Consider the following 25474-nt stretch of genomic DNA (forward strand, 5'->3'; position numbering starts at 1 on the left):
AATCGGTCGGCCAGATAGGTCAGGCCCGTCGGCCGACGCCACGCCGGAGTATCCCCACATGCCGATCGGCGCCGCGGGGTCGATCGCTGCGAGCGTGTGCATGCCATGGTCAGCGGCGCCCGGTAGCGGGAAAGTTCACGACAGCGCACCCGGGCGGCGCGCTTCGGCGGCCTTGGTGAACATTTCCAGCACCGTGCTCCACCCGCCACCGCGTTCGACGATGGTCTCCTGGATGGCCTTGCCGTCGACGAGCCGGTCGAGATGGCGGTGTTCGAGGGTGACACTCGTCTGCTCGGGGCCGTCGGCGGTGAACCGGACTTCGATCTCGCTGGCGCGGGCAGGGTCGGGGTCGAATTCCCACCGTCCGTTGATCTGCCAGGTCACCACCAGCCGGTGTGGCGGCTCCCACGCCAGGACCCGGCCCCAGTCGCATTCGGTCCCGTCGACGCCGCGTTCGAACCAGCGCCCGCCCTCGCGCGGTTCCAGGATCGCGTCGGCCATGTCGGCCTGGCCGATGTGATAGGCGGCCGGCCACCAGCTGCCGAACGATTCGGTGAAGAACGCGAAGGCCCGGTCCGGGCTCATCGCGACGGTGGCCTGTCCGGCCAGGACGGGAAGTTGCTGCCCAGTGCTGCTCATGGTCGATTCTCCTGTTCGGGATCGGTGGCCGCCGCCTCGGCGGCCTTCTGAAAAGCGGTCAACGCGTCGTCCCAGAGGTGCTGGAAATACGCCTGGATCGCGGCGAGGCCTTCGGGGTTGATCCGGTAGATGCGCCGCGTGCCCTCGGGTGTGGCCACCACGAGACCGCCCTGTTTGAGGACCCGCAGGTGCTGCGATACCGCCTGACGGGTGATCGGCAGCGATTCGGCCAGCTCGCCCACCGACGAGGGTCGCCGGGCGAGGCGCTCGAAGATCACCTTGCGGGTCGGATCGCCCAGGATCGCCAGATCCACATCTTTGAAAGCCTCCACTTTCGTAAGTGTGCGCTTTCTAAAGCTCGGGCGCAAGACCGTGTCAGTGCGCGGTGCCGCCGGTGGCCGGGGTGCGGCCGTGCTTCATCACCAGGGCCAGGGAGAGGGCGAGTGCCGAGGCGACCGCGCAGACCCAGAAGCCCAGGCGGTAGCCGTGATCACCGAACAGGTCGGGCAGCGGGGTGGGCGGCTGGGCTTGCCCGCCGACGGATACCAGGGCGCTCATGCCGAAGTTGTGCAGGAATGCGGTGACGATGGCCAGACCGATCGCCACACCCATGGACTGCATGACCCCGAGCATGCCGAGGCTGATGCCCTGCTGCTCCTGCGGCACCGCCTCGACCAGCAGGATCGGCATGCAGGCGTAGTACATGCCGAAACCGATGCTGAAGATCGAGTTCACGATCAGGAAGGTGGTGGTGGTCAGCGGCAGTACCGCGAACGCGATGCCGGCACCGGCGAAGATGACCAGGGCCACGACCAGCGGCAGCCGGGCGCCGACCCGCTTGGCCAGCACGCCGGCCACCACGCCGAAGATCATCGTGATCACCGAACCGATCAGCGCGATCCGGAAGGCGAACTCGAGCAGGGAGTACCCGCTGCCGTAGCTGTAGCCCGGATCGAGGGCGACCTGCACCGCCTCGGGCGGCAGCGCCTGACCCGTCAGCTTCTGGATCTCGGCCAGCGTCCCCTGCTGAACACCGGCGACGACCGTCGCCTCCGGCGGGGTCTGGGCCATGTAGGCGATGGCGTAGGAGACGATGCCGATCTGCAGCGACGCCAGGAGCGCGCCGCCGAGCACCAGCGCGACGCGCGGATGGAACAGCAGCTGCATGTCCATGATCGGTGTCGTCACACGCTTTTCGACGACGACGAACAACACGAGCAGGGTGATGCCCGCGATCAGCCAGGCCAGCGTGGTCGGCTCCGACCAGCCCCAATCGTGGCCCTTGTCGACATAGATCAGGGTGAGCGCGGCGCCGCCGGACAGCAGCGCGGCGCCGACGACGTCGATCCGTTCGTTCACCCGCAGCTTGGATTCGGGCACGATGATCCACACCAGCGGCAGCATCGCCAGGGTGAACGCGGCGAGCACCCAGAAGATGGCCCGCCAGCTGTGGTTGTCGACCAGGTAGCCACCCAGGATCGGGCCCGCGATGGAGGCGACCCCGAAACCGGTCGCCGTGAGTCCGAGTGCCAGCGGAATCATCTTGCGCGGCATCAGGTCCCGGATGAGGCCGTAGGCGATCACCGCGGTGGCGATGGCGGTGGCCTGCAGGCAGCGACCGAACAGGAACACCGCCCAGCTCGAGGTGGTCGCGTCGAGCAGACAGCCGATGACGAACAGGGCACCGCAGATGAGGAACATCCGCTTCTTGCCCCAGACGTCACTCATCTTGCCGATCAACGGAGACGCGGCCGCGCCGATCAACCCGAAAACGATGATGGCCCAGTTGATGTTGGCCCCGACACCGGGGAAGCTCGGCGCGATCTTCTGCAGTGCCGCCGCGACGATCGTGTACTGCATCGGGGCGATCTCGGAGAACAGGACGATCACGGCCAGCACCGTGAAAACCCTGGCGCGCGAGGCGCCGTCCAGCCGCCCGGTGTCGTTGTAGTCGTCTTTGTCGAGTTGAGAGGTACTGGTGGACATGGCCACGCTCCGTTGTTCGGTCGAGATGGTCTAGCAGAAGGGTCAGGAGAGAAGTGCGGTGTGCGGGAGGTCGGCGACGGAAGTGCCTACCCGCACGGTGAATTCGCCCGGTTCGGTCTCCCAGCCGTCGGGGCCCCAGTGCTGGAAGGCGCGGTCGGGCAGGGTGATCGACACGGTGCGGGATTCGCCGGGCGCCAGGGTGACGGCGGTGAAGCCGGCCAGCCAGCGGACCGGTCGATCCACGGCACTGTCCGGGCGCGAGAGGTAGGCCTGCACGACCTGTTTGCCGTCGCGATCACCGGTGTTGGTCACTGTGATCGACACGGTGCGCCCGTCGACGGCGAGGTCCTCGGTCGACCAGGTCGTGTAGCCGAGACCGTGGCCGAAGGGGTAGGCGGGTTCGGTGCCCGCCCGCAGCCACGCGCGGTAGCCGATGTGGATGCCCTCGGGGTAGTCGAGGACACCGTCGACCGGCGTGGTGCTCAGGACCGGGACGTCGGCCATGGACTTGGGCCAGGTGGTCGGCAGCCGGCCGCCGGGTTCGGCGGTGCCGGTGAGCACGTCGGCCAGCGCCGCGCCGAACTCCTGACCGGGGAACCAGGACAGCAGCACCGCGGCGACCTCGTCCCGCCACGGCATCTCCACCGGCGCACCGGAATTCACCACCACGACGGTGCGCGGGTTCACCGCGGCCACGGCGGCGACGAGTTCGTCCTGGCGACCGGGCAGTCGCAGGGACGTGCGGTCGACGCCCTCGCTCTCGATCTGCTCGGTGGTGCCGACCACGACCACGGCCACCTCGGCCGCGCGCGCCAGTTCGATCGCGGCCGCGAATTCCTCGTCGTCGTCGCGCTGGGGACGCCGGATGCCGAGCGTGGCGCCGAGAATGATGCCGAGGCCAGGCATCGCGTCCTCGATGCTCGTCACGAGCCGCACGTGGACCTCGTCGCCGATCGCGAGCGTGCGAGTCACGTGACGTTGGGGCGGGTTGAGCAGCGCCGCCGCCGGATCGCCGGAATCCAGGGCCACGTCCTCGTCCAGCACGGTCTCGCCGTCGATGTCGAGCCGGATGTGGCCGACGCCGCCGAAACCGATCTGCCAGTCGCCGGCCAGGTCGGCCCGCAGGCGGGTGCGCAGCTCGACGATGTTCGACTGCGCGGCCAGCGGTTCTCCGAGCAGCACGAGGCGGCTGGTGGTGCGGTGCTGGGTGCCGAGCTCGGTGTCGTCCTTCAGGTATCGCGCGGACATGCCCGGCTCGCCGGTCTCGGGATCGGTCATGAGCGCCAGCGGCGCCGGAATCAGGTCCTCGGACAGGTGCACACCGGCGGTGTGGGTCATCGGCAGGCGACCGGTCAGGCCCTCCACCGGGGTGGTGGTGTGGCCGGGGATCACCGTCGCGCTGCCGCCGCCGAGGAAGCGGGGTTCGCCCGCCGACGGGCCGAGCAGGGCGACGGTCGTCTCCGGGGCCAGCGGCAGGGCGCCGTCGTTGCGCACCAGGACCATCGCCTGCGCGGCGACCCGGCGGACCAGATCCTGGGCTTGTTCGTCGCTGAAAACCGGGGTGGGCTGGGGTGTTCCGTCCAGGGCGCCGACCCGCTGGGCGAAGCGCAGGATACGGCGTACCTTGTCGTCAATGGCCGACTCGGCGATCTCGCCCGCTCGCACGGCGGCGGCCAACGGCTCACCCCACAGGTACGGCGGGCCGGGCATGCACAGATCGGTGCCGAGGGCCGCGCTCTCGGTGGTGCGCACGGCGGTCCAGTCCGAGACCACCACGCCGTCGAAGCCCCACGTGCCCTTGAGCGGTTCGTCGAGCAGGGGGTTCTCGGTCATGGTGGTGCCATTGACGGAGTTGTAGGCGTCCATGATCATCCACGCGCCCCCCTCGACGGTGCGTTCGAACGGGTACAGGTAGAGCTCACGCAGGGCCCGGTCGTCGACGCGGACGTCGACGGTGAAGCGATCGGTCTCGGAATCGTTGGCCACGTAGTGCTTCGGGCACGCGCTGACCCCGTGCGCCTGCACGGCGCGCACGTAGGCCTCGGCCATCTCGGCGGTGAGCAGCGGGTCTTCGGAGAAGCATTCGAAATGCCTGCCGCCCAGCGGGGACCGGTGCAGGTTCATCGTCGGGCCGAGCACCGCGTAGACGTCCTTGCGGCGGGCCTCGGCGGCGATGAGGGCACCGATCTCGGTGAGCAGCGCGGGATCCCACGTCGCGGCGATCGCGGTGCCCGAGGGCAGGCTCACCGACGGGTCGCGTTCGTCCCAGTTCTCGCCGCGCACACCGGAGGGCCCGTCGGAGACCGGCATCTCGGCGAGTCCGAGCGCGGGATCGCCGGCCATCCGGAACAGGCTCGCGCCGGAGATCAGCCGGAGCTTGCCGTCCAGATCCAGCTTGGCGAGTAGTTCCTCGATGTGGTCTTCCATGGAAGAGGCAGCCTTTCCTCGGTCAGCGGGTGATGGTGCTGGCTTGATCGGACCAGTGCGGGTTGTGCAGGATCTCGCCGGTTCCGGTGAGGAACGCGCTGCGCGCGGTGGCATCGCCGCGCAGCCGGTCCATGAACCAGGCGGTCAGGTAGCCGAGATAGCGGTAGACGCCCTCGGTGCAGCTGTAGTTGGTGCAGTCCGGCTGGCCCTGGATGTCGTTGTGCTGGGCGCCCACCACCGCGGCGCGGGCCTTGGGGATCCCGGCGGGCAGCGCGTCGTAGTACGCCTGCATCGACTGCATGCCGATCAGGTCCGCGGGCAGCTGCTGTGTCGCGGGCGAGATACCGTCGGCCGAACCGTTGACCAGCAGCACCGAACCCGAGGTCACCGCGGCGGGATCGATACAGGAGCTCTGGCCGTCGACCGTCGGCAGCGACGCGCAGACCGCCGACAACGGCATCTCGAGGGTCACCGCCGTGCGCACGGCGCCACCGCCGCGGGTGAGCGCGTTGATCGCGCCGAGGCCGCCCTGCGAATGCCCGGTCGCGCCGGCGGTGGTGGCGTCGATCTTGCCGTGGAAGACGCTGTTCGGGTCGCTGTTCTCCGCGGCCAGGTACCGCACCGCGTCGAGCATCTGCACGCCGGTGCCGGTGTCGGTGCGGTCGGCGGCGATCACCACGAATCCCCACGACGCGAGGTGCGAGAGCAGGTACGCGTACTCGCGCGGGTGGGCCATGGTGCCGTTGCCCCAGGTGATGACCGGGTGCACGACACCGCCCGCGCCGAGGTCGGCCGGGTACCAGATGTCGTAGCTGTCGCCGGTCGAGGTGCAGCAGTCGACACCGGTCCGCTCGGCCACCGCCCAGGGGCCGGGCGCGTAATAAGTGGCTTCGACCTGGGCGGCGGGCTGGTAGGGCGTCGCCGCCGCCGGGGTCACCCCGGTCGCCGCGGCGACCAGCAGCGCGAAGGAGATCAGCGCGGCCCGAGCGCCATCGCGCGGGCGCCGACCGGACAAAACAGTGTTGTTGCTCACGATCTCGGACGATAGGGAGGTCAACGGCCGCGCAAGGCGTGCCGCGCCGTCTTGCAGACTGTTTGCAGACACCTCACGTGGGGTGATACCGGCGACGTATTCTCGAAGTGATGAACGAGTCGGCCCGCATTGCCGCGGACCTCGTCACGACGGAGCCGAGCGCCGGCGCGGTGGAGTCATGAGCGAGGTCGGCTCGGCGCTGCGTGTCGCGCGCACGGCGGCGGGGATCAGCCTCCAGGGCATGGCCGCGCGTACGAACTATTCCAAGCCGTACCTCGGTCAGCTCGAGACCGGGGCCCGAGCGGTGCGTGCCGAGCACGTGGCCGCCTACGAGTCGGCGCTGCACACGTCGCTGGATCATCTGCACGACCGGCTGACCGTGCAATCGGTCAACGAACTCGACGATCTGCCCACCCAGCTGTCGTCGCTGCTGTTGCCGCCCATCGCGCACACGCGCGGTGAGCACCCCACCTTCGCCACGACCGAACTGGTGGCCGCCGAGCAGCTCGTGGCCTGGGCGCGGGGCAGGCAGTGGGGCGACGGGCAGGCGCCGCGCCACGCGGTCACGGCGTGGCTGGCCGCGAATCTGCCCCGGTTGCAGCTGCTCTCGGACGGACATCGGCACGGTCGCGCCCTGCGGGTCGGTGCGGAACTGGCCGATATCGCCGCCGCCATGAGCTGGGACGTGGAGGATATCGCCGCCGCGCGCCGGTATTCGGTCATCGCCGCGCGGCTGGCCCACACGGCGGGCGATACGGTGCTGACCGCCGCGATCCTCACGGAGTCGACCTGGCAGCTCCTCGACAGCGGCAGTCCGGCGGAAGGCCTGGAGGTCGCCCAGCTCGCCCAGTATCTCTCGCGCCGCACGGCGACACCCCTGCTGCGTGTCGCCCTGGCCGAGCTGGAGGCCTACGCGCACGGCATCCTCGGCGAACAGGCCGCGTTCCAGCGCGCGATCGTCGTCGCGGCGGAATGCCGTGGCGAAGCCGCGCAGACCGCGGCCGGTGACCACCCCGCCGACCGCAGTCTGATCGCGGCCACCATCGCGATGCTGCTCGGCCCGCGCCGGGACTGGCCGGGGCCGGGGCAGCAGTCGCGGTTACTCGGGCACAGTTACCGCCGGCTCATCGCCACCCGCCCCGACCTGGCCCGGATCGCCTTCGGCGATGTCCACCCACCGGTGCCGCAGGAGTTCCTGACACCGGCGATGGTCGCGATCTCCTCGGCCCGCCTGCAGCTGATGCTCGGCGAGCCCGAGCAGGCGGTCGAGCAGATCGGACCGGCGCTGTCGCTGGACGGCCACCCGACCGGCCGCACGGCCGCCCGGCTGTCGGACTTCCTGCACGAGTCGGCCGAATTCGCCGCGCTCCCGGCCGTCGGCGCGGTCCGCGCGACGATCCGCGAGCTGGTCGCGCACCCCTGAGCCCGGGTGCTCAGCCGGTCGCGGTGGCGCCGCGCCGGCCGAGCAGCAGACCGATCAGCCCGGACTCCTGACTCTGGGTGCTGATCATGTCGCGGGCCGCCTGTTCGACCGGGCCGCCGGTGGACAGCTCGTCGAAGGTCTGGGCCATGGCGACGCCGCCCTGGTGGTGGCGATACATCAGCCGCAGGAACATCGTCTCCGCTTCGGCGCCGTCGGCCTGGGCGAGCGCGTCGAGATCGGCCCGGGTGGCCATGCCGGGCATCGTCGCCGACGCGGTGTGGTGGTGACCGGTGGGCATCCACGACATCGGGCGCGGGTTGGTCGGGGTCGCCGCGGCCAGGCGGAGCCAGCCGAGCATCATGCCGATCTCCAGGCGCTGGGCGTCGGCGATCTGGTCGGCCAGTTGCCGCACGGTGGGGTCGACGTCGGCGGCGAGTCGATCGGCCATCATCAGCGCCTGCTGGTGATGGCCGGTCATGTCCTGCACGAAACCGATCTCGGTCGGCGTCAATACCGTTGTGGCCGTGGCGGTCTCGGATACCACGAGCGGTCGCAGGGCCGCGCCGAGCACCAGCAGGAGCACGATCGACGCGGCCGCCGCGGCGCCCAGCAGTACCCGCCGACTCACGAGCCGACCGTCGAGTGCTGGTCGGCGGGCGGGGTGTACACCTCGGGCGACAACTCCAGGGTGAGCAGGCCGTTGTCGGCGCAGGCGGCCCACAGCTGATTGCCGCGCCACTCGGGAGCCGAGAAGCACCAGTCGGTGGAGAGGTCACCGAAGGCGACGTCGCCGGTGCGCGAGCTCGCCGCCTGCTCGGGATCGAAGGCGCCCGACTCGACGGCCTGCATGACCGAGGGCGCGCTGAGCAGCGGGATACCGATGATCGAGGCGAGCGCGTGCGGGGAGTTCCACAGCTCGCTGTTCTGGCCGGTGCGCGCGGGCGGGTTGTAGTAGGCGATCTCGCGCACCTGCAACGGATCACGCACGTCGAAGACCCGGATACCGGAGGAGATCCAGCCACACGCGAGCGCGGTGGGGTTCACCGGACGGTCGGACGAGCAGTAGTGGGCGTCGTAGGCGAACAGCGAGCCGCCCATGCTGGAGGCCATCGCGCTGTCGCGGTGCCGCGGCAGGTTGATCTCCAGCTTGATCGTGTTCACCACGCGCGGGTGGGTGTCGTCGGAGATGTCGATGAGTTTGACGCCGCCGGAGCCCGCCTCGTCGGCGGTGAACAGGTAGGGCACCCCGTTGTAGGTGACGGGGACGTTCTGCTGGGTGGCCCAGCCGTCGGTCCAGGTCAGCTGGGAGATGATCGGGACCTGCGGGTCGGGGTCGCGCCGCTGCACCGCGGACGTGTCCAGGATGGTCAGCCCGCCCATGTTGTTGGCCAGGTACAGGCGGTTGCCGTCGGCGCGCAGGCCCATGCCGTGCATGGACTGGCCCGGCATGCCCTGCCAGATCACCCGGGGGTCGGCCGGATCGGTCAGGTCGACGGCGCTGACGATGCCGGGGATGACGCCCGAGGCCCAATAGGTGCGGCCGTCGGGGGAGAAGCCGCCCTCGTGTGCGGTGATCTGCACCGGCAGGTTCAGATCGGTGCCGGGGCCCGGGTTGAGCAGGCGCGGGTGCGCGCAATCGGAGATGTCGTAGACCGAGATCAGCCCGGCGCCGGTGAACGCGGGCACGCCGGTACCGACCAGCAGCTTCCGTTCGGCGTTGACCTTGAGGCTCTCCCAGGTACCCGCCAGCATGGCCGGCTCGGTGAGCGTGGCGGTGAGCACCGGATTCGCCGGATCGGCGACGTCGATCACCTGCACGCCCTGCGCCGGACCGAGCAGATTGCCGGGGAAGAAGCTACCCAGGTAGACGCAGTGGTCGAACTGCGTCGAGGTGATCCCGGCGCCGCGACCCGAGTAGCCGCCGATGCGGCTGATATTGCACCGGTAGCCCTGGGTGCTGCGGCCGCTGTCGCGGTCGGCGGCGGGCACGTCGCCCTGCAGGCCGGGTTCGGGAAGCGCGTCGCCCGCACAGTTCGCGCGGGCGACGGCGGTATCGGCGATATCGCGGCTCTCCAGGACGACCCCGGACGAGTCGGGCTCGGCGATGACGATCGCGGCGGGAACCAGCAGCACGGCCGCGGCGGCGGTGAGCAGGCGGCGATAGGGAGTTCTCATGTCGTACTTTCGTGGTGGGTGGCCAGGGTGACCAGGGCCGCGGCGGTCTGACGGCAGAACTGCTCGCCGTCTTCGTCGCCGCGGGTGAGGGCGCGCAGCAGTGTGGCGCCGCGCAGGAATTCGAAGAGCAGGTCCGGATCGCAGGAGGGGGCGGCCTGACCGGAGTCGATGGCCGCGTCGATGGTGGCGCGCAGCGCGACCCGGGCCAGGTCCTCGCCGCGTTCGCGCAGCCGCCGGTAGCTCTGCTCGTCGTCGTGGTAGGCCGAGAGCAGACCGGGAATGCCGGAGCGGGCCGCGGGGTGGCTTGCGGCGTCGAAGAACAACCGTGTCCAGGCGAGCAGATCCGCGCCGATGTCGCCGGTGGGCTGCGGGACAGCGCCGGTCTCGAGCGCGAAGATCGCATCCTCGACGAGGTGGATCTTGTTCGGCCAGCGCCGATAGATCGAGGTGGCGACCACCCCGGCCCGGCGCGCGACACCCTGGATGGTGGTGGCCTGAAAACCTTGCTCCACCAGCAGTTCCTGGGTGGCGCGTAGCACCTGGTCGTCCAGCTGTGGGTCGCGGGGGCGGCCCGGTCCCGGACGGGCCTCGCGGCGTTCACTCACCGTTCACTCCTCCTTTGGCGTGGGGCCGAGCGTAGCCGAGATCGGATCTTATTAAAAACGCTTCATGGTGTATTCGAATTAGCTAACTTGAAACCTGTTCCACCCCCACTCGTGAAGGAAACGCCATGCTGACTCCCCAGGACGAACTGCTCTGCCACCAATTGCCGACGACCTTCGACCACGTCGTCCAGAGCGACTTGCGCTGGACCGAACGCATCGTGCTCTACGGTTTCGACACCACCGGCCGGGTCAGCGTCATGACCGGCATGGCCCGCTACCCCAACCGCAATGTCATGGACGCCTACGCGATGGTCACCATCGACGGCAAGGCGCACGTGGCGCGCCTGTCCCGCGAGATCAGCGGCAAGTACGACGACCTGGGCGCCTGGCAGGTCGGCCCCTACCGCTACGAGATCACCGAGCCGCTGCGCGGAGTGCGCGCGAGCCTCGGCGACAACGATCACGGGCTGCGCCTCGAGCTGAACTTCGCCGGCCAGTTCCCGGCCTACGAGCAGGAACCCGCCTTCTTCCGCACCCGCGGCCGGGTCCGCGAGGACGCGCGGCGCTACTACCAGAACGGTGAGATCTCCGGCTGGCTCGAGGTCGACGGCGAGCGCATCGAGATCGATCCGAGCACCTGGTGGTTCGGTCGCGACCACTCGTGGGGCACCCGGCACGGCGGTGGCGGCGGCAGCCTCGGTGAAGGCGGTGGCCTGCAGCCCTCGGAGATCCCCGACGGCGTCCTGTACTTCATGGGCATCTTCCAGTTCGACGACGAGCTGGTGCACTTCGCCCAGCGCGAGACCGCCGACGGGCAGCGCTGGCACTTCGAAGGTTCCATCCAGCAGCCCATCGAGGCGCAGGCGCCGGTCGTGCCAATCGTCAGCGTGACCCACGACCTGAAGTTCCGCGACGACTTCCGGATCGTCACCGAGGGCGCCTTCACCACGAACGCCGCCGACGGCAGCGTCCGCACCTTCTCGGTCACCGCGCTGCACGACTTCTGGCCCGGCCTGGCCGGTTACGACATGTACCGCGGCTACGCCTCGGGCATCTGGAAGGGCGAGTCCTACAGCGACGGCTTCACCGTCGATCTGGACGACACCGACGAACTGCGTCAGGTCAGCATGCTCACCGAGACCTTCTGCAAGGTCGAGAGCAGCGACGGCAAGGTCGGCTACGGCCTGGTGGAGATGGTGTTCATGGGGCGCAACGCCCGCTACGGATACGAGGGCTACTGATGACCGCTCGACCCGCGGCGGAAGATCTGCCCACCGCCGTCGTTCCCGTGCTGCGCGACGGATTTCCCGGCGCCGACTCCGCCCGGGTGTCGAACTGGTCGGCGAGCCCGCGTGGGCTGGCGACCGAGACCTTCCTGTTCGACCTGGAACGTGACGACGCCGAGCCGGTGTCGCTGGTGCTGCGCCGCCCGCCCGAGGTGGCATTGTTTCCCGACTACGACCTGCTGCGGCAGGTGCTGGTCATGCGCCGGCTCGCCGACACCGACGTGGCCGTTCCCACCGTCCGCTGGCTCGATCGCGGTACCGACGCCCTCGGCAGTCCGTACTTCGTGATGGACCGGATCGAGGGCAGCGCGCCCGGCGACCTGCCGTCCTACCACGCGGCCGGACTGTACTTCGACGCCGAGCCCGCCGATCGCGCGAAGATGTGGTGGGGCTGCGTCGACACCATCGCCGAGATCCACCAGCTCGACTGGCGCACCCTCAATCTGGACTTCCTGTCGTTCCCGAAATTCGGGACGGCGCCGCTCGAACAGATGATCGGCTATGTCGACGCCGCACTCGACTGGGCGTCCACCACCCAGTCGCCCGCGCTGCGCCGGGCCGTGGACTGGCTGCGCGCCAATCTCTACGAACCCGAGCACGTCACGCTGTGCTGGGGCGACGCCCGCATGTCGAACATCCTCTACGACACCGACTTCCGGGTCACCGGCGTGCTCGACTGGGAGATCGCCTACATCGGCGACCACGAGGCCGACCTTGCCTGGATGTTGTTCCTGGACTGGGCGTGTTCGGAATTCCAGAACACCGAGCGCCTTGCGGGCACGCCGACCAGGGAAGAGACCATCGCGCGCTACGAAGAGCGCAGTGGGATGAAGGTGCGCAACCTGCGCTACAACGAGATCCTGGCGGCTGTCTTGCTCAGCATCCCGTTGCTGCGGATGGCGCACCGGCTACAGCTGCCGCCGGAGATCGATGTGACCGCGTTCTGCGCGCAGCGGATCGAGCAGTTGCTGGCCGAGGATTAGGTGTGGTCAGGGGTCGCGGCGGCTCCGAATAACATTACAGCTTAGTATGTAATGGTGACTTCGGAGACTTCGCCGCGCCCCGGTCGGCCGCGTGATGCCGACAAAGACCTCGCCGTGCTCATCGCGGCCCGGCAATTGCTGGCCGAGGTGGGCTACCCGCAGACCACGGTGGTGGCGATCGCCAAGCGCGCCGGGGTGAATTCGCCGGCGATCTACCGGCGCTGGCCGACTCGGCAGGCCCTGCTGGAGGAGGCCATCCACGGTCCGGGCGCGTACGCGCCGCCCGAGCCGACCGGGGACCTGCGCGCCGACCTGGCGACCTGGGTGCGCATCTTCCTCGCGCGCGCGGACAGTCCCGCCGCGCGCGCCGGGGTGCCCGGACTGCTGGCCGATTCGCAGACCGAGGAGGCGCGGCGGCGGCTGCTGGCGATCGGGGCGCCGGTGCGCAAGGCGTTCGCCGAATTGCTGGCGGGCGCGGTCGACGACGGCCGGATCGGGCGCGGCGCCGATGCCGAACTCGTCTTCGAAATACTCGCGGGGACAACGACATTCCACGCGCTCTCGCGGGGGAGCGAAGAGGCCGACCGGTTCGTGTCGAGGATGGCCGACGCGCTGTACGCGCTCGTGACCGCGGGCTGAGTCCCGCGCGGGGGCTGTGACTCACGGCACCCGCTCGATAACGTTACATGCTACTATGTAATTATGATCGTAGTGCTCCGGCAGTGCACGGCGGATCGATGAAGGTCGATCTCCAGCTGAACGGCCGTCCCGACGAAGCCGTCGCGCGGGCAGCCGAATTGATCGCGTGTGGCGCCGACGGCCTGTTCACCTTCGAAGGCCCCCATGACGTCTTCCTGCCACTGACTTTGGCGGCCACCGGCGCCGAACCAGTCGACTTGATGACCAATGTCGCCATCGCCCTCCCGCGCAGCCCGATGCACCTGGCGCATACGGCCTACGATCTGCAGCTGCTCAGTCGCGGCCGGTTCCGGCTCGGCCTGGGTTCGCAGACCCGCGCGCACATCGACAAGCGGTACGGCGGCGAGTGGTCCCGGCCTGCGGCGCGGATGCGCGAGATCGTCCTGGCGGTCAAGGCCATCCTCGAATCCTGGCAGCACGGCACCCCCTTGCGCTTCGAGGGCGAATTCACCCGCCACACCCTGATGCCGCCCACCTTCGATCCCGGCCCCAATCCCTATGGGGTGCCCGAGATCTGCCTCGGCGCGCTCGGCCCGATCATGACGAGAACCGCGGCCGAGGTGGCCGACGGACTGCTGGTCATGCCGTTCAACAGTGCCCGCCATTTCGCCGAGCGCACCATGCCCGCCATCCGGGAAGGTCTCGCGCGCGCCGGGCGCGATGCCGCGGACCTGGCGATCTATCCGCAGGTGATCGTCGCGATGGGGCGGACCGCGGGCGAACTCGAGGCCGCCGCCGTCGGTGTCCGCCGGCTGCTCGCCTTCTACGGATCGACGCCCGCCTACCGGCCGGTCCTCGAGGTCGAGGGGTGGGGTGAGCTCCAGCCCGCGCTGAACGCGCTGTCCAAGCGCGGCGAGGTCACCGCCATGACCGAGCTGATCGATCAGCGGATGCTGCGGACCCTCGCCGTCTTCGGCACGCCCGAGGAGTGCGCCGCCCAGATCGTGGCGCGCTTCGGCAAGGTCGCCGAGCGGATCTGTTGCTATTTCCCGGGTTATCCCGTCGCCGACGCGCACATCCGGGACCTGGTCACCGAATTGCAGGTCGCGTGAGCGAGAGAATTATGTGCCAGGGCGCGTCGCGCATGCCGCAGCCGAGCGCCGGCGAGGCGGAGGCATGAGCGAGGTGCGGATCGAGATCGCCGACGGCGTCGCGGTGGTGACCTTGGACCGGCCCGCGCGCCGCAACGCTTTCACCGCCGCGATGGGCCGCGCCCTCGGCCGGGCCTACCGTGAGCTGGACGCCGACGACGCGGTCCGGGTGATCGTGCTGACCGGCGCCGCCCCGGCCTTCTGCGCCGGAGCGGATCTGGGCGGCGGCACGTCGACCTTCGACCGGCCCGACCGCCCGGCCTTCTCCGCGTCGCCGGTCGACCCGCCCGCCTTCGCTCTGCGAAAGCCGGTGATCGCCGCGGTCAACGGGCACGCGATCGGCATCGGGCTCACCCTGGCGATGCAGGCCGATATTCGCCTGGTCGCCGACGACGCCCGCTACGCCATTCCGCAGGTGCGCCTCGGTGTGGTGCCCGACGCGATGGCGCACTGGACCGTGGCCAAGGTCGCCGGTATGTCGGTCGCGGCCGACATCCTGTTGTCGGGCCGCACTTTCGACGGTGCCGAAGCGGTCCGCCTCGGCCTCGCCACCCGCAGCCTGCCCGCCGCCGACGTGCTCCCCGCCGCCCTCACTATGGCCGCCGACATGGCCACCCATGTCGCGCCGATGTCGGCGGCGCTGAGCAAAAGACTGCTGTGGGACACCGCGATCCACGGCTACGACCCCACCCGCGTCGCCGACCTCGAAACCGAGCTGCACCTGCGGGTGATGGGTAGCCCCGACGCTTCGGAAGGAATGCGGGCCAGGCTCGACCACCGCACACCGGTGTGGTCTGCCCAGCTGTCGAGCGAATGGCAGGACTTGCCACAGCCGTGATGCCAGGTCGACCTGTGCTCGTCCGGCCGGAAGCTCGAATCACCGGCGAATCCGTCCGGCTGCCCGTTCATTCATCCCGAACCCACACAGTGCTGACGACATTCGATCAGGCACTCGAATTTCAGTCCCCCAGGAGTCCCAGATGTCCCTAGCCGTAGACGCAGATCAGCAGGCACTGGCGGAATCGGTCGCCGCGTTCGCGCGCAAGATCGCTCCGCTGTCGCAGACGCGCGAACACCTGTCCGGCTACGCGGCGGGCACCATGCCTGCCGAGGTATGGACGGCGTTGTGCGAGCAGGGATTGCACGCACTGCATCTGCCCGCGGCCTACGGCGGCGACGAGTGCGGGCTGGCCACCCTCGCGGTGGCCGTCGAGCAACTGAGCACAGCCCTGTTCCCCGGTCCGTACCTGCCGACGGTGACCGCGAGCGCGCTCGCCATGGCGGCGGACGCCCAGTCATTGCTGTCGGACTTCGGCGCGGGCATGACCGGCGCGATCGCCACCGGCTCCGGTCTGCGAGCTACGCGCGACGGCGACAGCTGGGTGGTGTCCGGGAGCTCCGATCCGGCAATCGGCCTGCCCGGCGCCCAGCGGGTGCTGGTGCGCGCCGCCATCGACGGCGATCCGGCAGCGAGCCTGTGGTTCTGGTTCGCCCCCGGCGCGCCCTCCCCTTCCGGCAGCGAAGTCGCAGCGGTGCAGCTGACCACCGCCGAAGCCGTCGACCTGACCCGATCGCTGGGACGCGTCGCGTTCGACACCTATCGGGTGGACCCGGCGCGGGTGCTCGACGGTATCGACCCCTCCGTGGCTCAGTTGTGGACGACCACTCTCGCCGCGGCGGAAGCGATCGGGATCTGCCGCTGGTGCCTGGACACCACCGTCGACTACGTCCGCGTCCGGCACCAGTTCGGTCGTCCGATCGGCAGTTTCCAAGCGGTGCAGCACAAGACAGCGCTGATGCTGGTCCGTGCCGAGGTGGCGACCGCGGCGACCTGGGACGCGGCCCGCGCCGAGAACCAACCGGCCGGGCAGCGGCTCCTCGCCGCCGCGAGCGCCGCGCTGACCGCACTGCCCGCCGCCATCGATCAGGCGGTCGACTGCGTGAGTCTGCTCGGTGGCATCGGATTCACCTGGGAACACGACGCCCACCTGTATTGGCGTCGCGCCATCGCGCTGGCCGCCGTGGCCGGCGGGGAGGACGCGGCGGCCCGCGAGCTGGGGGAGCGGTGCCTGGGCGCCGAGCGGGACTTCGGGTTCGTCACCGCCGAGACCTTGCCCGCGTTGCGCGCCACCGTCGGCGCCGTGCTCGACGAGGTGCTCGCGCTGCCCGACGACGAGATCCCCACGGCGGGTTGGGCACCCGCGCGCGGCGCGTCGCGCCGAGCGCGGCTGGCCGCCGACGGCTTGGTCGCCCCGCACTACCCGCCGCCGTACGGGCTCGGCGCCGGACCGGCCGAACAGGCCGTGATCGCCGAGGAATTCGCGCGCCGCGACCTGGCCCAGCCCGAGCTCGGCATCGGCGGCTGGGTGCTGCCCACGCTGATCGAGCACGGTGACGACGAGCAGCGCGCGCGGTTCGTCGCCGACTCCCTGCTCGGCAAGATCATCTGGTGTCAGCTGTTCTCCGAACCCGGCGCGGGCTCGGATCTGGCCGGCCTGTCCACCGCCGCGCGCAAGGTGGACGGCGGGTGGGTGATCACGGGTCAAAAGGTATGGAATTCCCAAGCGGTGGAAGCGGACTGGGCCGTCTGCCTGGCCCGCACCGACACCACCGTGCCCAAACACGCCGGCCTGACGTACTTCCTGATCCCGATGAACGCCGACGGCGTCGATGTCCGCCCGCTGCGGCAGGTCACCGGGATCTGGGAGTTCAACGAGGTCTTCCTCGACGAGGTCTTCGTGCCCGACAACCAGGTGGTCGCGAACCCCGGTGACGGCTGGCGGATCGCGGTCACCACCCTGTCCAACGAACGACTCGCCATGGGCTCGGCCACCTTCGGCCACGGCTCGAGCGCCCTGGTCCGCCGGCTCCTGGAATCCGGCGACCACGCGGGCACCCGCGACGATGTCGTGCGCGTCCTCGGCCGCAATGCCGCGCTCGAGCTCTCGGTCGCCGCCCTGAACCTGCGTAACGCGGTGACCAGGATGAACGGCACCGCCGACGCCAACACCTCCGGTAACAGTGTCCGCAAGGTCTGGCACGCCATCGCCCAGCGCGACGCCTCCCGCGCCCTGGTCTCGGTCCTCGGCCCCCGCGCCGCCGTCGGCCACCCCGAACAGCCCTACACCTTCGACTTCCTCGGCCTGCCCGCCATCCTCTTCGGCGGCGGCACCATCGAGATCCAGCTCGACATCATCGCCCGCCGTGTACTGAGTCTGCCCCGATGACAGGGCGATTCGGCGACGGACCACTGCGCGTGGAGGTCGTGGCCGACGGACTCGGATTCGTCGAAGGCCCGGCCGTCCTCCCGGACGGCCGGATCGCCCTGGTCTCGATGAGCCGGGGCAGCGTCCTGATCCTGGACCCCGACGGCACCGTCGCCGCCGAGCACCGAACCGGCGGCGGCCCCAACGGTCTCGTCGTCGGCGCCGACGGCGCGCTGTACGTCGCGCAGAACGGCGGCCGTTTCGCCGCCCGCGGCGCCGCCGCCCCGGGCATCCAGGTCATCCGCGACGGCCGCGTCGACTACGCGTTCCGTGGCCTGGAGTCACCGAACGACCTGGTCTTCGGACCCGACGGCCGGCTGTGGGTCACCGACTCCCGCGCCGACGCCGACTTCCGCCACCCGGAAACCACCTCACCCGGCCAGGTCTGGGCCATCGACCTCGACACCGGCCGACCCGAACTGATGGCGCAGGGCCCGATCTTCGTCAACGGCATCGGTTTCAGCCCCGACCGCCGCACCCTCTACGTCACCGAAACCGTGCACTCGCACGTCACCGCCTACCCCGTCGTCGCCGGCGCGCTCCAACCCGGCCGAACCCTCGCCACCCTCACCACGGCGCATCCCGACGGACTCGCCGTCGACCCCACGGGCCGCCTGTGGATCGCCACCACTACCGGCGACCGCATCGACGTCCTCACTCCCGAAGGCATTCCCCTGACCCAGCACCCCCCCCGCCCCGCAGCATGCCCACCAACGTCTGCCTCGCCCCCGGCCCCGCACTGTTCGTCACCGCCGCGGGCACCGGCAGCCTGCTCCGGCTCACCTCCGCGTGATCGCGCACCCGGCATGACCGCGAACGTGGCTTCCTCGATCGCGATTACCGCGGCCACCTTGGCGGCACCGCCTCGCCGGAGGTAGCCGCTCGCCTGGTGTGATTCCTGAAAATGAATCTGCTACTTCATAATCAGGAAGTGAACGCCTAGTATCGGAGGCGAATGGCTCCGAGAGGCGACCGCATGACTCCAGTGAAGATCGGCTACCTGCTGTTGGGCCGAGGCCGGCTGCCCTATCCGCCCGCCGCGCACGGCTACGCGCGCGATCTGGCCGTCCTCGAGCAGTCAGCGGCCCGCGCGCTCACCCCGGCGCTGTACGCGACGCTGTGCCTGGACGACGACCCCGAGCGTGCGTGCAGGCGATTGCGGGCCGGCATCGAGCGCTACTACAACGCCCCGCTGGCGGCCGTCGAGACCATCCAGACCCTGTTCGCCGGCACGCCCGCTGCGGCCGCCCGGCTGGCTCGACGCCTACGCCGGCGCCCGGCGCGCACCACCTGGTGATCCGCCTGGTAGCCGACGACCGCCACGCCGGACTGGAAGAGTTCGCCGACCTCGTGATGCCCCTGATCCGCACGAAAGGACACCGATGACCACCTTCGTTCTCGTACACGGCGCCTGGCACGGCCCCTGGGCCTGGGACCGCCTGTCCCCGTTCCTGCACCGAACCGGAGCGCGCACCGTCACCCCGGCCCTCACCATGAACAGTGACATCGGCTTGGACACCCACGTCCAGGAGGTTGTCACCGCTCTCGATACCGCAGCCGAAGAAGGCCCGGCCGGCGATCTGGTGCTGGTCGGGCACAGTTACGCGGGCTTGGTCGTCCGGCAGGCAGCCGATCTGCGACCCGACCTGGTGGACCACATCATCCTGGTCGACGGCTGGGCCGGAGCCGACGGCGCCAGTATGTTCGGCCTGGCACCGGCGGCCTTCGTCAACGCGATCCAGTCCGCCGCCGACGCCGGCGCGGACAACCAGATCCCAGCACCTGTTCCGGCGATGTTCGGCATCACCGACGCGGCCGACGCGGCCTGGCTCGGCCCTCGCCTGCAACCCCAACCGCTGCGCACCTTCACCGAGACGACCCGGTTGAGTGGCGCCGTCGACCGGATACCGGGCACCGGCATCTACTGCCGGCCGCAGACTTTCGCCTTCGACCGGTTCGCCACGGAGATCGGGTACCGGACCCTCGCCGTGGACGGTCCGCACGACGTGATGCTCACCCACCCGCAGGCGCTGGCCCGCCTCCTCACGGAGGCTCACGCTTTCGCCGTTCAATAAGAAGAAGTTCGAGAACTAGAATGCTGAAGTGGAACAGCGAACCTACAACCAGTACTGCGCGACCGCGCGCACCCTCGATCTCGTCGGGGAACGCTGGACCCTGCTCCTCATCCGCGAACTGCTGACCGGCCCAAAACGCTTCGGCGACCTGCAGCAGAGCCTGCGCGGCCTGGGCACCGGCCTACTGGCCGCGCGGATGAAACATCTGGAACGCGAAGGGCTGATCCAGAAGATCACTCTCCCCCCACCGGCCCGCACCCAGGCCTACGCCCTCACCCAGGCCGGCGAAGAGCTCGGCCCGGCGGTGCTGGCGTTGGCCCGGTGGGGCCTGAAATGGGCAATGGGCGAACCCCGTGAACAGGAGACCTTCCACCCCGGTTGGGCCGTGCTCGGCCTGCGAGCGTGCTTCGACGCCGAGGCAGCCACCGGCCTGCGCGCACTGTACGAGTTCCGGGTCGAGGAGGAGATCTTCCACGCCCGCATCGACGACGGCACCATCGAAACGGTGCACGGCCCGGCCCAGCACCCCGACGTGACCATCACGATCGGCGGCGAGGTCTTTCGCGACCTCGCCGCCGGCCGGTCGACCCTCGCGGAAGCGATCAGCGACGGCGCCGCTTCCGCCTCCGGAGACCGGCAAGCGCTGCGCCGCCTGCATCAACTGTTCCGCCTCCCACGCCCGCAACCTCGATCGGCGACACAAAGCCCCACGTCATGAACCCCGGCCTCGGGAGCCTCCTCGGCCTTGGACACGAGCTTGCGAGGGTGGCGGCCGGAGACGGTGTCGAGCTGAGGCCGCGTCACGCGGGCATGCCCGGCGTTTGGTCGGCATCGGCACTGATCAGGCAGGCGGGTTCTGCATGAGCGCGCGCACATGGCCGAGCACATCGGGGTAGCGGCGCAGGTGGGCGCCGCCGTTGAGATCGACGGCCGAGCCCGTCATCCAGGACGCCTTGTCCGAGGCGAGGAAGGCTGCCATGTCGGCGATTTCCTCGGGCCGCCCGCTGCGACCGAGTGGGGTGTTGGCCAGGTAGTCCTCGGTCAGCCCCGGCACGAAGGCGATGCCCGCCACCAGCGGGGTGTCGACGAGGCCGGGGGAGATGGCGTTGACCCGGACCTGGCGCTGCGCCAGTTCCAATGCCGCCACCTCGACCAGCATGAGCACGCCCGCCTTGGCCGCGCAGTAGGCGGCCATGCCGGTGCCGGGCTGGCGTCCGTTGAGCGAGGCGATGCAGGTGATGCTGCCGCCATCGGCGATGTGCCGGGCAGCATGCTTGAGGACGAGGAAGGTGCCGGTCAGGCAGACGTCGAGAGTGAGCTGCCAGTGGGCGAGTTCGAGGTCGGTGATCGGGCCGGTCATCGACAATCCGGCGCAGCTGACGACCGCGGTCAGGTTCTCGACGGCGGTGAAACCGGCCTCGACCGAGGCCTCGTCGGTGACGTCCAGGTGGATGCTCGACGCCGTCGGCCCGAGGGCGGTCGCCGCCTCGGCCGCCGCCGCCTCGTTGACATCGGCGACGATCACGTGGAAACCGTCGGCGGTCAACGCGTGCGCGGTCGCCAGGCCGATGCCCGACGCGCCGCCGATCACCATGGCCGTGCGCTGGTTGGTGGTCATGGTGCTCCTCGATGCTGTGCCACTGCCCACTAGACAGATTTCTGAAACTGTCCAGTGATCGTAGACACATTCTCGAGAATGTCTACCGCCTTGCTATTCTCTGTCCGAGCGGGACTGATGAGCCGTCCGGGAGGGTTGAGCCGAGTGACCGAGCCGGGAACAGTGAGCGTCGGCGACAGACTGATCGCCGCGGCTCAGAAGTTGCTGGCGCGCAAAGGTATCCGGGCGACGACGATGATCGAGATCGCCGAGGAAGCCGGCGTCTCGCGCGCCTGGCTCTATCGCCACTTCCCGGACAAGACCGCCCTGCTCGGCGCCGCCATCGTCCGGCTCAACGACGCGCTGTGGACCGGTTCGCGCGCCGAACTCGACACGCTCGACACCTTCGCCGAACAACTCGCGGCCGGTGTCCGTCTGGGTCGTGGCGCCTACGACGACCCGGGCGCGCTGGTGATGCGGCTGTGGAACGACGAGCCGGAAGAATTCGCCCTGTGCACCGGCGCCGGCGTCTCCGGCCTCGTCCCCGACCTCGCCGCGTTCTGGCTGCCCTACGCGCAGGCTGCCGTCGTGCGCGGTGAGATCCATCCCGGCCACGATCTCGCCGAAGTCGCCGAATGGGTCGCTCGCGTTCTCATCAGCCTCGGCACCGTCCCCGGCGACACCATCGACATCGACGACAACCCCGCCGTGCTGCGCTATGTGCGCCGCTACCTGCTCCCCGGCCTGGTCGCCGACCCTGCCCCGGCGAACGCCGGAACGTGACTGCCGGGCGGTCTTCGACCGGCCCGGCCCACCCGGCTTCGTCGAGTTGACGCATCTCGTTGTTGGCGGTCATTCGCCCGCCGGCACCACGACCGCGCCGGACAGCTCGGCCAGTCGATCGGAGCCGGTCGGCTCCGCGCTCAGCATCGGGACGATCGCATACCGGGTGCTGTGGCGATGCGCGACATCGTCGATATGCGTGAGCTCGGTCGCGGCCCGGGCGCGCAGCAAGGGATCGGTGGGGTGGGCGGCGGCGAGGGAGTTGTTCACCACCCAGGCCCAGGGCGTGATGCCGGCGCGCTGCAGATCCGCACACAGCTCGACCGATTCGAGGATCGGTGTCGATTCCGGTGCGGTGACCACAATGATCTTGGTCTGCGCGGGATCCTGCAGCCGCATGAGTGGCGTGGTGAAACCGCGATCGGCGCCGAGACTGCGACTGATCTCGCGGTGATAGGCGCCGGTGGCGTCGAGTAGTAGCAGCGTGTGCCCGGTCGGGGCGGTATCGACGACGACGAAGCGTCGGCGGGATTCGTGAACCAGCCGTGAAAAGGCTTGGAACACCGCGACTTCCTCGGTGCAGGGCGAGCGCAGGTCCTCGGCGAGTGCGGCCCGTCCCTGTTCGTCGAGATCGGCTCCGCGGGTGCGCAGCACTCGCTGCCGGTACTGCTCGGTCGCCTCGGCGGGGTCGATCCGCGAGAGCCGCACGGTGGCGGTGGCTTCGCCGATGGTGTCGGCCAGATGTGCGGCGGGGTCGGTGGTGCTCAGGTGCACCTCGTGGCCACGGGCGGCCAAGCCGGTCGCGATCGCCGCGGCGATGGTCGTTTTGCCGACGCCGCCCTTGCCCATGCACATGATCAGGCCCGAGCCGTCCAGGGCCAGCTCGTCGACCAGCGCCGCCAGCGGGGCCGACGCGATGACCGGTTCAGGGGAGTCGGCTGGTGCGGCTGCGGCGGGGGTGGGACCGAAAAGGGTGCTCAGCGCCTCCACACCGACCATCTCGACCGGCGCGAGAGGGATCCGGTCGCACGGCAGCTGCGCCAGCGACGCGGGCATCGCCGCGATGGCCGCGGCCTCCCGGCGAGCGATCGCCGTCGCGAGCTCGTCACCGGTGTCGGGCTGCGGCAGCACGGCATTGATGATCAGGTGACCGGCGCGCACGCCGATATCGGTGAGCTCGTCATAGGTTCGGGCCACCTCGCGCAGCGCCGACTCCTGAGCGCGGGCGACCAGGACCAGCCGCGTCAGATCGGGGTCGGTCAACGCGCGCACAGCCGCGGCATAGGTTTCGCGTTGCGCGTCCAGCCCCGACAGCGGCCCGAGGCAGGAGGCATCGCCACTGCCCGACAGATAGTCCGTCCACGCGCCCGGCAGTTGCAGCAACCGGATGGTGTGCCCGGTCGGGGCGGTGTCGAACACGATGTGATCGAACTGCGAGAACCGGGTCGCCGCCGGATCGAGCAGCGCGGTGAACTCGTTGAACGAGGCGATCTCGGTCGTGCACGAGCCCGACAACTGCTCGGTGATGGCGTCGATCTCCGCGGCGGGCAGCAATCCCCGCACCGGCGCGATGATCCGTTCCCGGTAGGCCGCCGCGACCTGGTGCGGGTCGATCTCCAACGCCGACAGACCGGTCACCGCGGGGATCGCGGTGACCGACGCGCCGACGGTCGTCTCGAAAACCTGTCCGACATTGGCGGCGGGATCGGTGCTGACCAGCAGCACCCGGGCACCGCCGCGCGCGAGCGCGACAGCCGAGGCGCACGCGACCGAGGTCTTGCCGACCCCGCCCTTTCCGGTGAAGAACACGAAGCGCGGGGCATCGGTCAAGAAGTCGGGGACGTCCATGGCGATCAGCAGCACCCGGGTCCGCTGCAACCGTCTTCGGCGATGTCGAGCAACGCCACCCCCTGCGGTCGCGCGCTGATCTGCGTTGTCCGCGACCACCGGGTGATCTCCTCGCGGGTCGGGTAGCGGCCGGTCAGCGCGGTCACCCCGTCGACCAGGACCAGTGGAAGCCCTTGCGAGCCCGACACTTCGAGAAAGCTGCGCACCGCGTCGTTGCCCGCGAAGGCCAGCGGCTCCGATGCCATGTTGAACCGGGCGATGTCGCCGCCCTGGCTGCGCAACCAGTCCAGATCCGCCGAGAAGTTCACCAGCGCCTGGTCGACGTCGGGTCCGCAGATGCCGGTGTTGCAGCACAGCGCGGGCTCGAATACCTCGATCTTGCTCATCAACGTATCGCTTTCTCTCGTCGGAAAATCAGGCGCGGGCGGGCAGCAGCTCGGAGATCAATTCCTCGATGCGCTTCTTGATCTCGTCGCGGATCGGACGCACCGACTCCACACCCTTGCCCGCGGGATCCTCGAGCTTCCAGTCGCGGTAGTCGACACCCGGGAAATACGGGCAGGCATCGCCGCAGCCCATGGTGATCACCACGGTCGAGGTCTCCACGGCATCGGGGGTCAGGATCTTCGGCGTCTGGGCGGTGATGTCGATACCGAGTTCGGCCATGGCCTCGACCGCGGCGGGATTGAGGGCATCACCAGGGGCACTGCCCGCGGAGCGGACCTCGATGTCGTCCCCGGCGAGGTGGCTCAGGAAGCCTTGTGCCATCTGGGACCGTCCGGCGTTGTGGACGCAGACGAAGAGCACACTGGGCTTGGTCGACATGGGGTGCAATACCTTTCGGTAGGGGAGAAGCGTCAGTGGGTGGGGATGTCGAGTTCGGCGAGCAGGTGCCGCACGCGGGTCTCGATGTCGTCGCGGATCGGACGCACCGCGGCGACATCGTGACCGGCCGGATCGTCGAGCTGCCACTCCTCGTAGCGACGACCCGGGTACAGCGGGCAGGCGTCACCGCAGCCCATCGTGACGATCACGTCCGCGGCCCGCAGGATCTCCTCGGTCCACGGCTTGGGGAATTCGCCGGTGATGTCGATACCGACCTCGGCCATCGCCGCCACCGCCGCCGGGTTGATCTCGTCGCCGGGTTCGGAACCACCCGACCAGGCCACCGCGTTGTCCCCGGCCAGGTGCGTGAAGAACCCCAGCGCCATCTGCGAGCGCCCGGCGTTGTGAGTACACAGGAACAGCACCGTCGGCTTGCCGGTGTTGGCTTTGCCCTCGACCCGGGCCAACGCGACCAGTCGCTGACGGGCGAACCGCTCGGCGAGTAGTGGCAGGAAGTTCACCACCGTGGCGCGACCGGCGAACTGGTCGTAGGAGGAGTGCAGGAACCGGTCGATCGTCTCGATGCCGAAAGTTCCCTCGAACTCCCGCTGGAGCCGGGTCGCGGCGGTCGTGAGGGCATGGCGCTGGTCGAGGGTCAGATCGTCGCGATGGTAGTGGGCTTGGGCAACCGGGCTGTCGGTCATGGCACTGTCCCTTGGTCGGGTCCGCTGTG

At 69.7% G+C, this 25474-nt stretch carries 25 protein-coding genes; 12 read left to right on the forward strand and 13 right to left on the reverse strand.

Annotation, left to right across the window (positions count from 1 at the left end):
* Positions 1–135: 135 nt before the first annotated feature.
* From NV348_RS23325 to NV348_RS23345, 5 genes are read right to left on the reverse strand one after another with little or no spacing between them, the layout of a single operon-like run.
* A complete protein-coding gene (locus NV348_RS23325; protein ID WP_447148812.1) occupies positions 136–639 on the reverse strand; it encodes an SRPBCC family protein in 504 nt (167 codons plus the stop codon).
* Entirely contained in the window at positions 636–971 is a 336-nt protein-coding gene (locus NV348_RS23330; protein WP_447148813.1) for an ArsR/SmtB family transcription factor, read from the reverse strand. The genes NV348_RS23325 and NV348_RS23330 overlap by 4 nt, the downstream gene beginning before the upstream one ends.
* Positions 972–1014: 43 nt before the next feature.
* A complete protein-coding gene (locus tag NV348_RS23335) occupies positions 1015–2625 on the reverse strand; it encodes an MFS transporter (RefSeq protein WP_447148814.1) in 1611 nt (536 codons plus the stop codon).
* 42 nt (positions 2626–2667) lie between these two features.
* Positions 2668–5052: a beta-glucosidase gene (locus NV348_RS23340; RefSeq protein WP_447148815.1), complete on the reverse strand. Its 2385-nt coding sequence runs from the start codon at positions 5050–5052 to the stop codon at positions 2668–2670.
* 22 nt (positions 5053–5074) lie between these two features.
* Complete coding sequence (locus NV348_RS23345) at positions 5075–6085, reverse strand: poly(ethylene terephthalate) hydrolase family protein (protein WP_447148816.1); 1011 nt, start codon at positions 6083–6085, stop codon at positions 5075–5077.
* 178 nt (positions 6086–6263) lie between these two features.
* Between NV348_RS23345 and NV348_RS23350 the strand changes: the two genes are divergently transcribed.
* A complete protein-coding gene (locus NV348_RS23350) occupies positions 6264–7508 on the forward strand; it encodes a helix-turn-helix domain-containing protein (RefSeq protein ID WP_447148817.1) in 1245 nt (414 codons plus the stop codon).
* Between the two features lie 10 nt (positions 7509–7518).
* On the opposite strand, the gene NV348_RS23355 is transcribed toward NV348_RS23350, so the two are convergent.
* The 3 genes from NV348_RS23355 to NV348_RS23365 are packed head-to-tail and all read right to left on the reverse strand — an operon-like array spanning position 7519 to position 10288.
* Complete coding sequence (locus tag NV348_RS23355; RefSeq protein WP_447148818.1) at positions 7519–8136, reverse strand: DUF305 domain-containing protein; 618 nt, start codon at positions 8134–8136, stop codon at positions 7519–7521.
* Entirely contained in the window at positions 8133–9683 is a 1551-nt protein-coding gene (locus NV348_RS23360; RefSeq protein WP_447148819.1) for an LVIVD repeat-containing protein, read from the reverse strand. Before NV348_RS23360 ends, NV348_RS23355 begins: the two co-directional genes overlap by 4 nt.
* Positions 9680–10288 (reverse strand): TetR/AcrR family transcriptional regulator, encoded by a 609-nt coding sequence (locus tag NV348_RS23365; protein WP_447148820.1) that lies wholly within the window; start codon positions 10286–10288, stop codon positions 9680–9682. Before NV348_RS23365 ends, NV348_RS23360 begins: the two co-directional genes overlap by 4 nt.
* A 125-nt stretch (positions 10289–10413) precedes the next feature.
* Between NV348_RS23365 and NV348_RS23370 the strand changes: the two genes are divergently transcribed.
* The 10 genes from NV348_RS23370 to NV348_RS23415 all read left to right on the forward strand — a co-directional run bounded on the left by NV348_RS23370 (position 10414) and on the right by NV348_RS23415 (position 20406).
* Complete coding sequence (locus NV348_RS23370) at positions 10414–11529, forward strand: Rv3169 family protein (RefSeq protein WP_447148821.1); 1116 nt, start codon at positions 10414–10416, stop codon at positions 11527–11529.
* Positions 11529–12557, forward strand: coding sequence for a phosphotransferase family protein (locus NV348_RS23375; protein ID WP_447148822.1), 1029 nt, complete (start codon positions 11529–11531; stop codon positions 12555–12557). The genes NV348_RS23370 and NV348_RS23375 overlap by 1 nt, the downstream gene beginning before the upstream one ends.
* A gap of 54 nt (positions 12558–12611) precedes the next feature.
* Positions 12612–13196, forward strand: coding sequence for a TetR/AcrR family transcriptional regulator (locus NV348_RS23380; RefSeq protein ID WP_447148823.1), 585 nt, complete (start codon positions 12612–12614; stop codon positions 13194–13196).
* 98 nt (positions 13197–13294) lie between these two features.
* Complete coding sequence (locus tag NV348_RS23385; RefSeq protein ID WP_447148824.1) at positions 13295–14308, forward strand: TIGR03617 family F420-dependent LLM class oxidoreductase; 1014 nt, start codon at positions 13295–13297, stop codon at positions 14306–14308.
* 64 nt (positions 14309–14372) lie between these two features.
* Positions 14373–15185: an enoyl-CoA hydratase/isomerase family protein gene (locus NV348_RS23390; protein WP_447148825.1), complete on the forward strand. Its 813-nt coding sequence runs from the start codon at positions 14373–14375 to the stop codon at positions 15183–15185.
* A 142-nt stretch (positions 15186–15327) separates the two neighbouring features.
* Complete coding sequence (locus NV348_RS23395; RefSeq protein WP_447148826.1) at positions 15328–17574, forward strand: acyl-CoA dehydrogenase family protein; 2247 nt, start codon at positions 15328–15330, stop codon at positions 17572–17574.
* Complete coding sequence (locus tag NV348_RS23400; protein WP_447148827.1) at positions 17571–18491, forward strand: SMP-30/gluconolactonase/LRE family protein; 921 nt, start codon at positions 17571–17573, stop codon at positions 18489–18491. Before NV348_RS23395 ends, NV348_RS23400 begins: the two co-directional genes overlap by 4 nt.
* 98 nt (positions 18492–18589) lie before the next feature.
* Positions 18590–18910: a hypothetical protein gene (locus NV348_RS23405; RefSeq protein ID WP_447148828.1), complete on the forward strand. Its 321-nt coding sequence runs from the start codon at positions 18590–18592 to the stop codon at positions 18908–18910.
* 85 nt (positions 18911–18995) lie between these two features.
* Positions 18996–19688 carry an alpha/beta hydrolase gene (locus NV348_RS23410; RefSeq protein ID WP_447148829.1) on the forward strand — a complete coding sequence of 231 codons (693 nt, stop codon included), beginning with the start codon at positions 18996–18998 and terminating at the stop codon, positions 19686–19688.
* Between the two features lie 28 nt (positions 19689–19716).
* The gene (locus tag NV348_RS23415) at positions 19717–20406 is read left to right on the forward strand and encodes a winged helix-turn-helix transcriptional regulator (RefSeq protein WP_447148830.1); all 690 of its coding nucleotides are present in this window, start codon (positions 19717–19719) and stop codon (positions 20404–20406) included.
* A 123-nt stretch (positions 20407–20529) separates the two neighbouring features.
* On the opposite strand, the gene NV348_RS23420 is transcribed toward NV348_RS23415, so the two are convergent.
* Positions 20530–21306 carry an SDR family NAD(P)-dependent oxidoreductase gene (locus NV348_RS23420; RefSeq protein ID WP_447148831.1) on the reverse strand — a complete coding sequence of 259 codons (777 nt, stop codon included), beginning with the start codon at positions 21304–21306 and terminating at the stop codon, positions 20530–20532.
* A gap of 144 nt (positions 21307–21450) precedes the next feature.
* Here NV348_RS23420 and NV348_RS23425 point away from each other — a divergent pair, with 144 nt between their 5' ends.
* Positions 21451–22068 carry a TetR/AcrR family transcriptional regulator gene (locus NV348_RS23425; RefSeq protein ID WP_447148832.1) on the forward strand — a complete coding sequence of 206 codons (618 nt, stop codon included), beginning with the start codon at positions 21451–21453 and terminating at the stop codon, positions 22066–22068.
* 69 nt (positions 22069–22137) lie between these two features.
* Here NV348_RS23425 and arsA read toward each other — a convergent pair whose 3' ends face one another.
* The 4 genes from arsA to NV348_RS23445 are packed head-to-tail and all read right to left on the reverse strand — an operon-like array spanning position 22138 to position 25445.
* Complete coding sequence (arsA, locus tag NV348_RS23430; RefSeq protein WP_447151127.1) at positions 22138–23916, reverse strand: arsenical pump-driving ATPase; 1779 nt, start codon at positions 23914–23916, stop codon at positions 22138–22140.
* Between the two features lie 5 nt (positions 23917–23921).
* Complete coding sequence (gene arsD / locus NV348_RS23435) at positions 23922–24302, reverse strand: arsenite efflux transporter metallochaperone ArsD (RefSeq protein ID WP_447148833.1); 381 nt, start codon at positions 24300–24302, stop codon at positions 23922–23924.
* A 28-nt stretch (positions 24303–24330) separates the two neighbouring features.
* Entirely contained in the window at positions 24331–24741 is a 411-nt protein-coding gene (locus NV348_RS23440; protein WP_447148834.1) for an arsenate reductase ArsC, read from the reverse strand.
* A gap of 32 nt (positions 24742–24773) precedes the next feature.
* Positions 24774–25445, reverse strand: coding sequence for an arsenate reductase ArsC (locus tag NV348_RS23445; RefSeq protein WP_447148835.1), 672 nt, complete (start codon positions 25443–25445; stop codon positions 24774–24776).
* Positions 25446–25474: the final 29 nt, after the last annotated feature.

The sequence above is a fragment of the Nocardia fodinahabitans genome (genome assembly GCF_052983615.1).

What these genes read in the sequence shown, in the direction of transcription:
- NV348_RS23340 (WP_447148815.1), bottom strand. Translation starts at nt 5,052, where the DNA reads ATGGAAGACCACATCGAGGAACTACTCGCCAAGCTGGATCTGGACGGC.
- NV348_RS23375 (WP_447148822.1), top strand. Translation starts at nt 11,529, where the DNA reads ATGACCGCTCGACCCGCGGCGGAAGATCTGCCCACCGCCGTCGTTCCC.
- NV348_RS23325 (WP_447148812.1), bottom strand. Translation starts at nt 639, where the DNA reads ATGAGCAGCACTGGGCAGCAACTTCCCGTCCTGGCCGGACAGGCCACC.
- NV348_RS23360 (WP_447148819.1), bottom strand. Translation starts at nt 9,683, where the DNA reads ATGAGAACTCCCTATCGCCGCCTGCTCACCGCCGCCGCGGCCGTGCTG.
- NV348_RS23370 (WP_447148821.1), top strand. Translation starts at nt 10,414, where the DNA reads ATGCTGACTCCCCAGGACGAACTGCTCTGCCACCAATTGCCGACGACC.
- NV348_RS23400 (WP_447148827.1), top strand. Translation starts at nt 17,571, where the DNA reads ATGACAGGGCGATTCGGCGACGGACCACTGCGCGTGGAGGTCGTGGCC.
- NV348_RS23410 (WP_447148829.1), top strand. Translation starts at nt 18,996, where the DNA reads ATGACCACCTTCGTTCTCGTACACGGCGCCTGGCACGGCCCCTGGGCC.
- arsA (WP_447151127.1), bottom strand. Translation starts at nt 23,916, where the DNA reads ATGGACGTCCCCGACTTCTTGACCGATGCCCCGCGCTTCGTGTTCTTC.
- NV348_RS23385 (WP_447148824.1), top strand. Translation starts at nt 13,295, where the DNA reads ATGAAGGTCGATCTCCAGCTGAACGGCCGTCCCGACGAAGCCGTCGCG.
- NV348_RS23440 (WP_447148834.1), bottom strand. Translation starts at nt 24,741, where the DNA reads ATGTCGACCAAGCCCAGTGTGCTCTTCGTCTGCGTCCACAACGCCGGA.
- NV348_RS23420 (WP_447148831.1), bottom strand. Translation starts at nt 21,306, where the DNA reads ATGACCACCAACCAGCGCACGGCCATGGTGATCGGCGGCGCGTCGGGC.
- arsD (WP_447148833.1), bottom strand. Translation starts at nt 24,302, where the DNA reads ATGAGCAAGATCGAGGTATTCGAGCCCGCGCTGTGCTGCAACACCGGC.
- NV348_RS23395 (WP_447148826.1), top strand. Translation starts at nt 15,328, where the DNA reads ATGTCCCTAGCCGTAGACGCAGATCAGCAGGCACTGGCGGAATCGGTC.
- NV348_RS23405 (WP_447148828.1), top strand. Translation starts at nt 18,590, where the DNA reads ATGACTCCAGTGAAGATCGGCTACCTGCTGTTGGGCCGAGGCCGGCTG.
- NV348_RS23335 (WP_447148814.1), bottom strand. Translation starts at nt 2,625, where the DNA reads ATGTCCACCAGTACCTCTCAACTCGACAAAGACGACTACAACGACACC.
- NV348_RS23445 (WP_447148835.1), bottom strand. Translation starts at nt 25,445, where the DNA reads ATGACCGACAGCCCGGTTGCCCAAGCCCACTACCATCGCGACGATCTG.
- NV348_RS23390 (WP_447148825.1), top strand. Translation starts at nt 14,373, where the DNA reads ATGAGCGAGGTGCGGATCGAGATCGCCGACGGCGTCGCGGTGGTGACC.
- NV348_RS23350 (WP_447148817.1), top strand. Translation starts at nt 6,264, where the DNA reads ATGAGCGAGGTCGGCTCGGCGCTGCGTGTCGCGCGCACGGCGGCGGGG.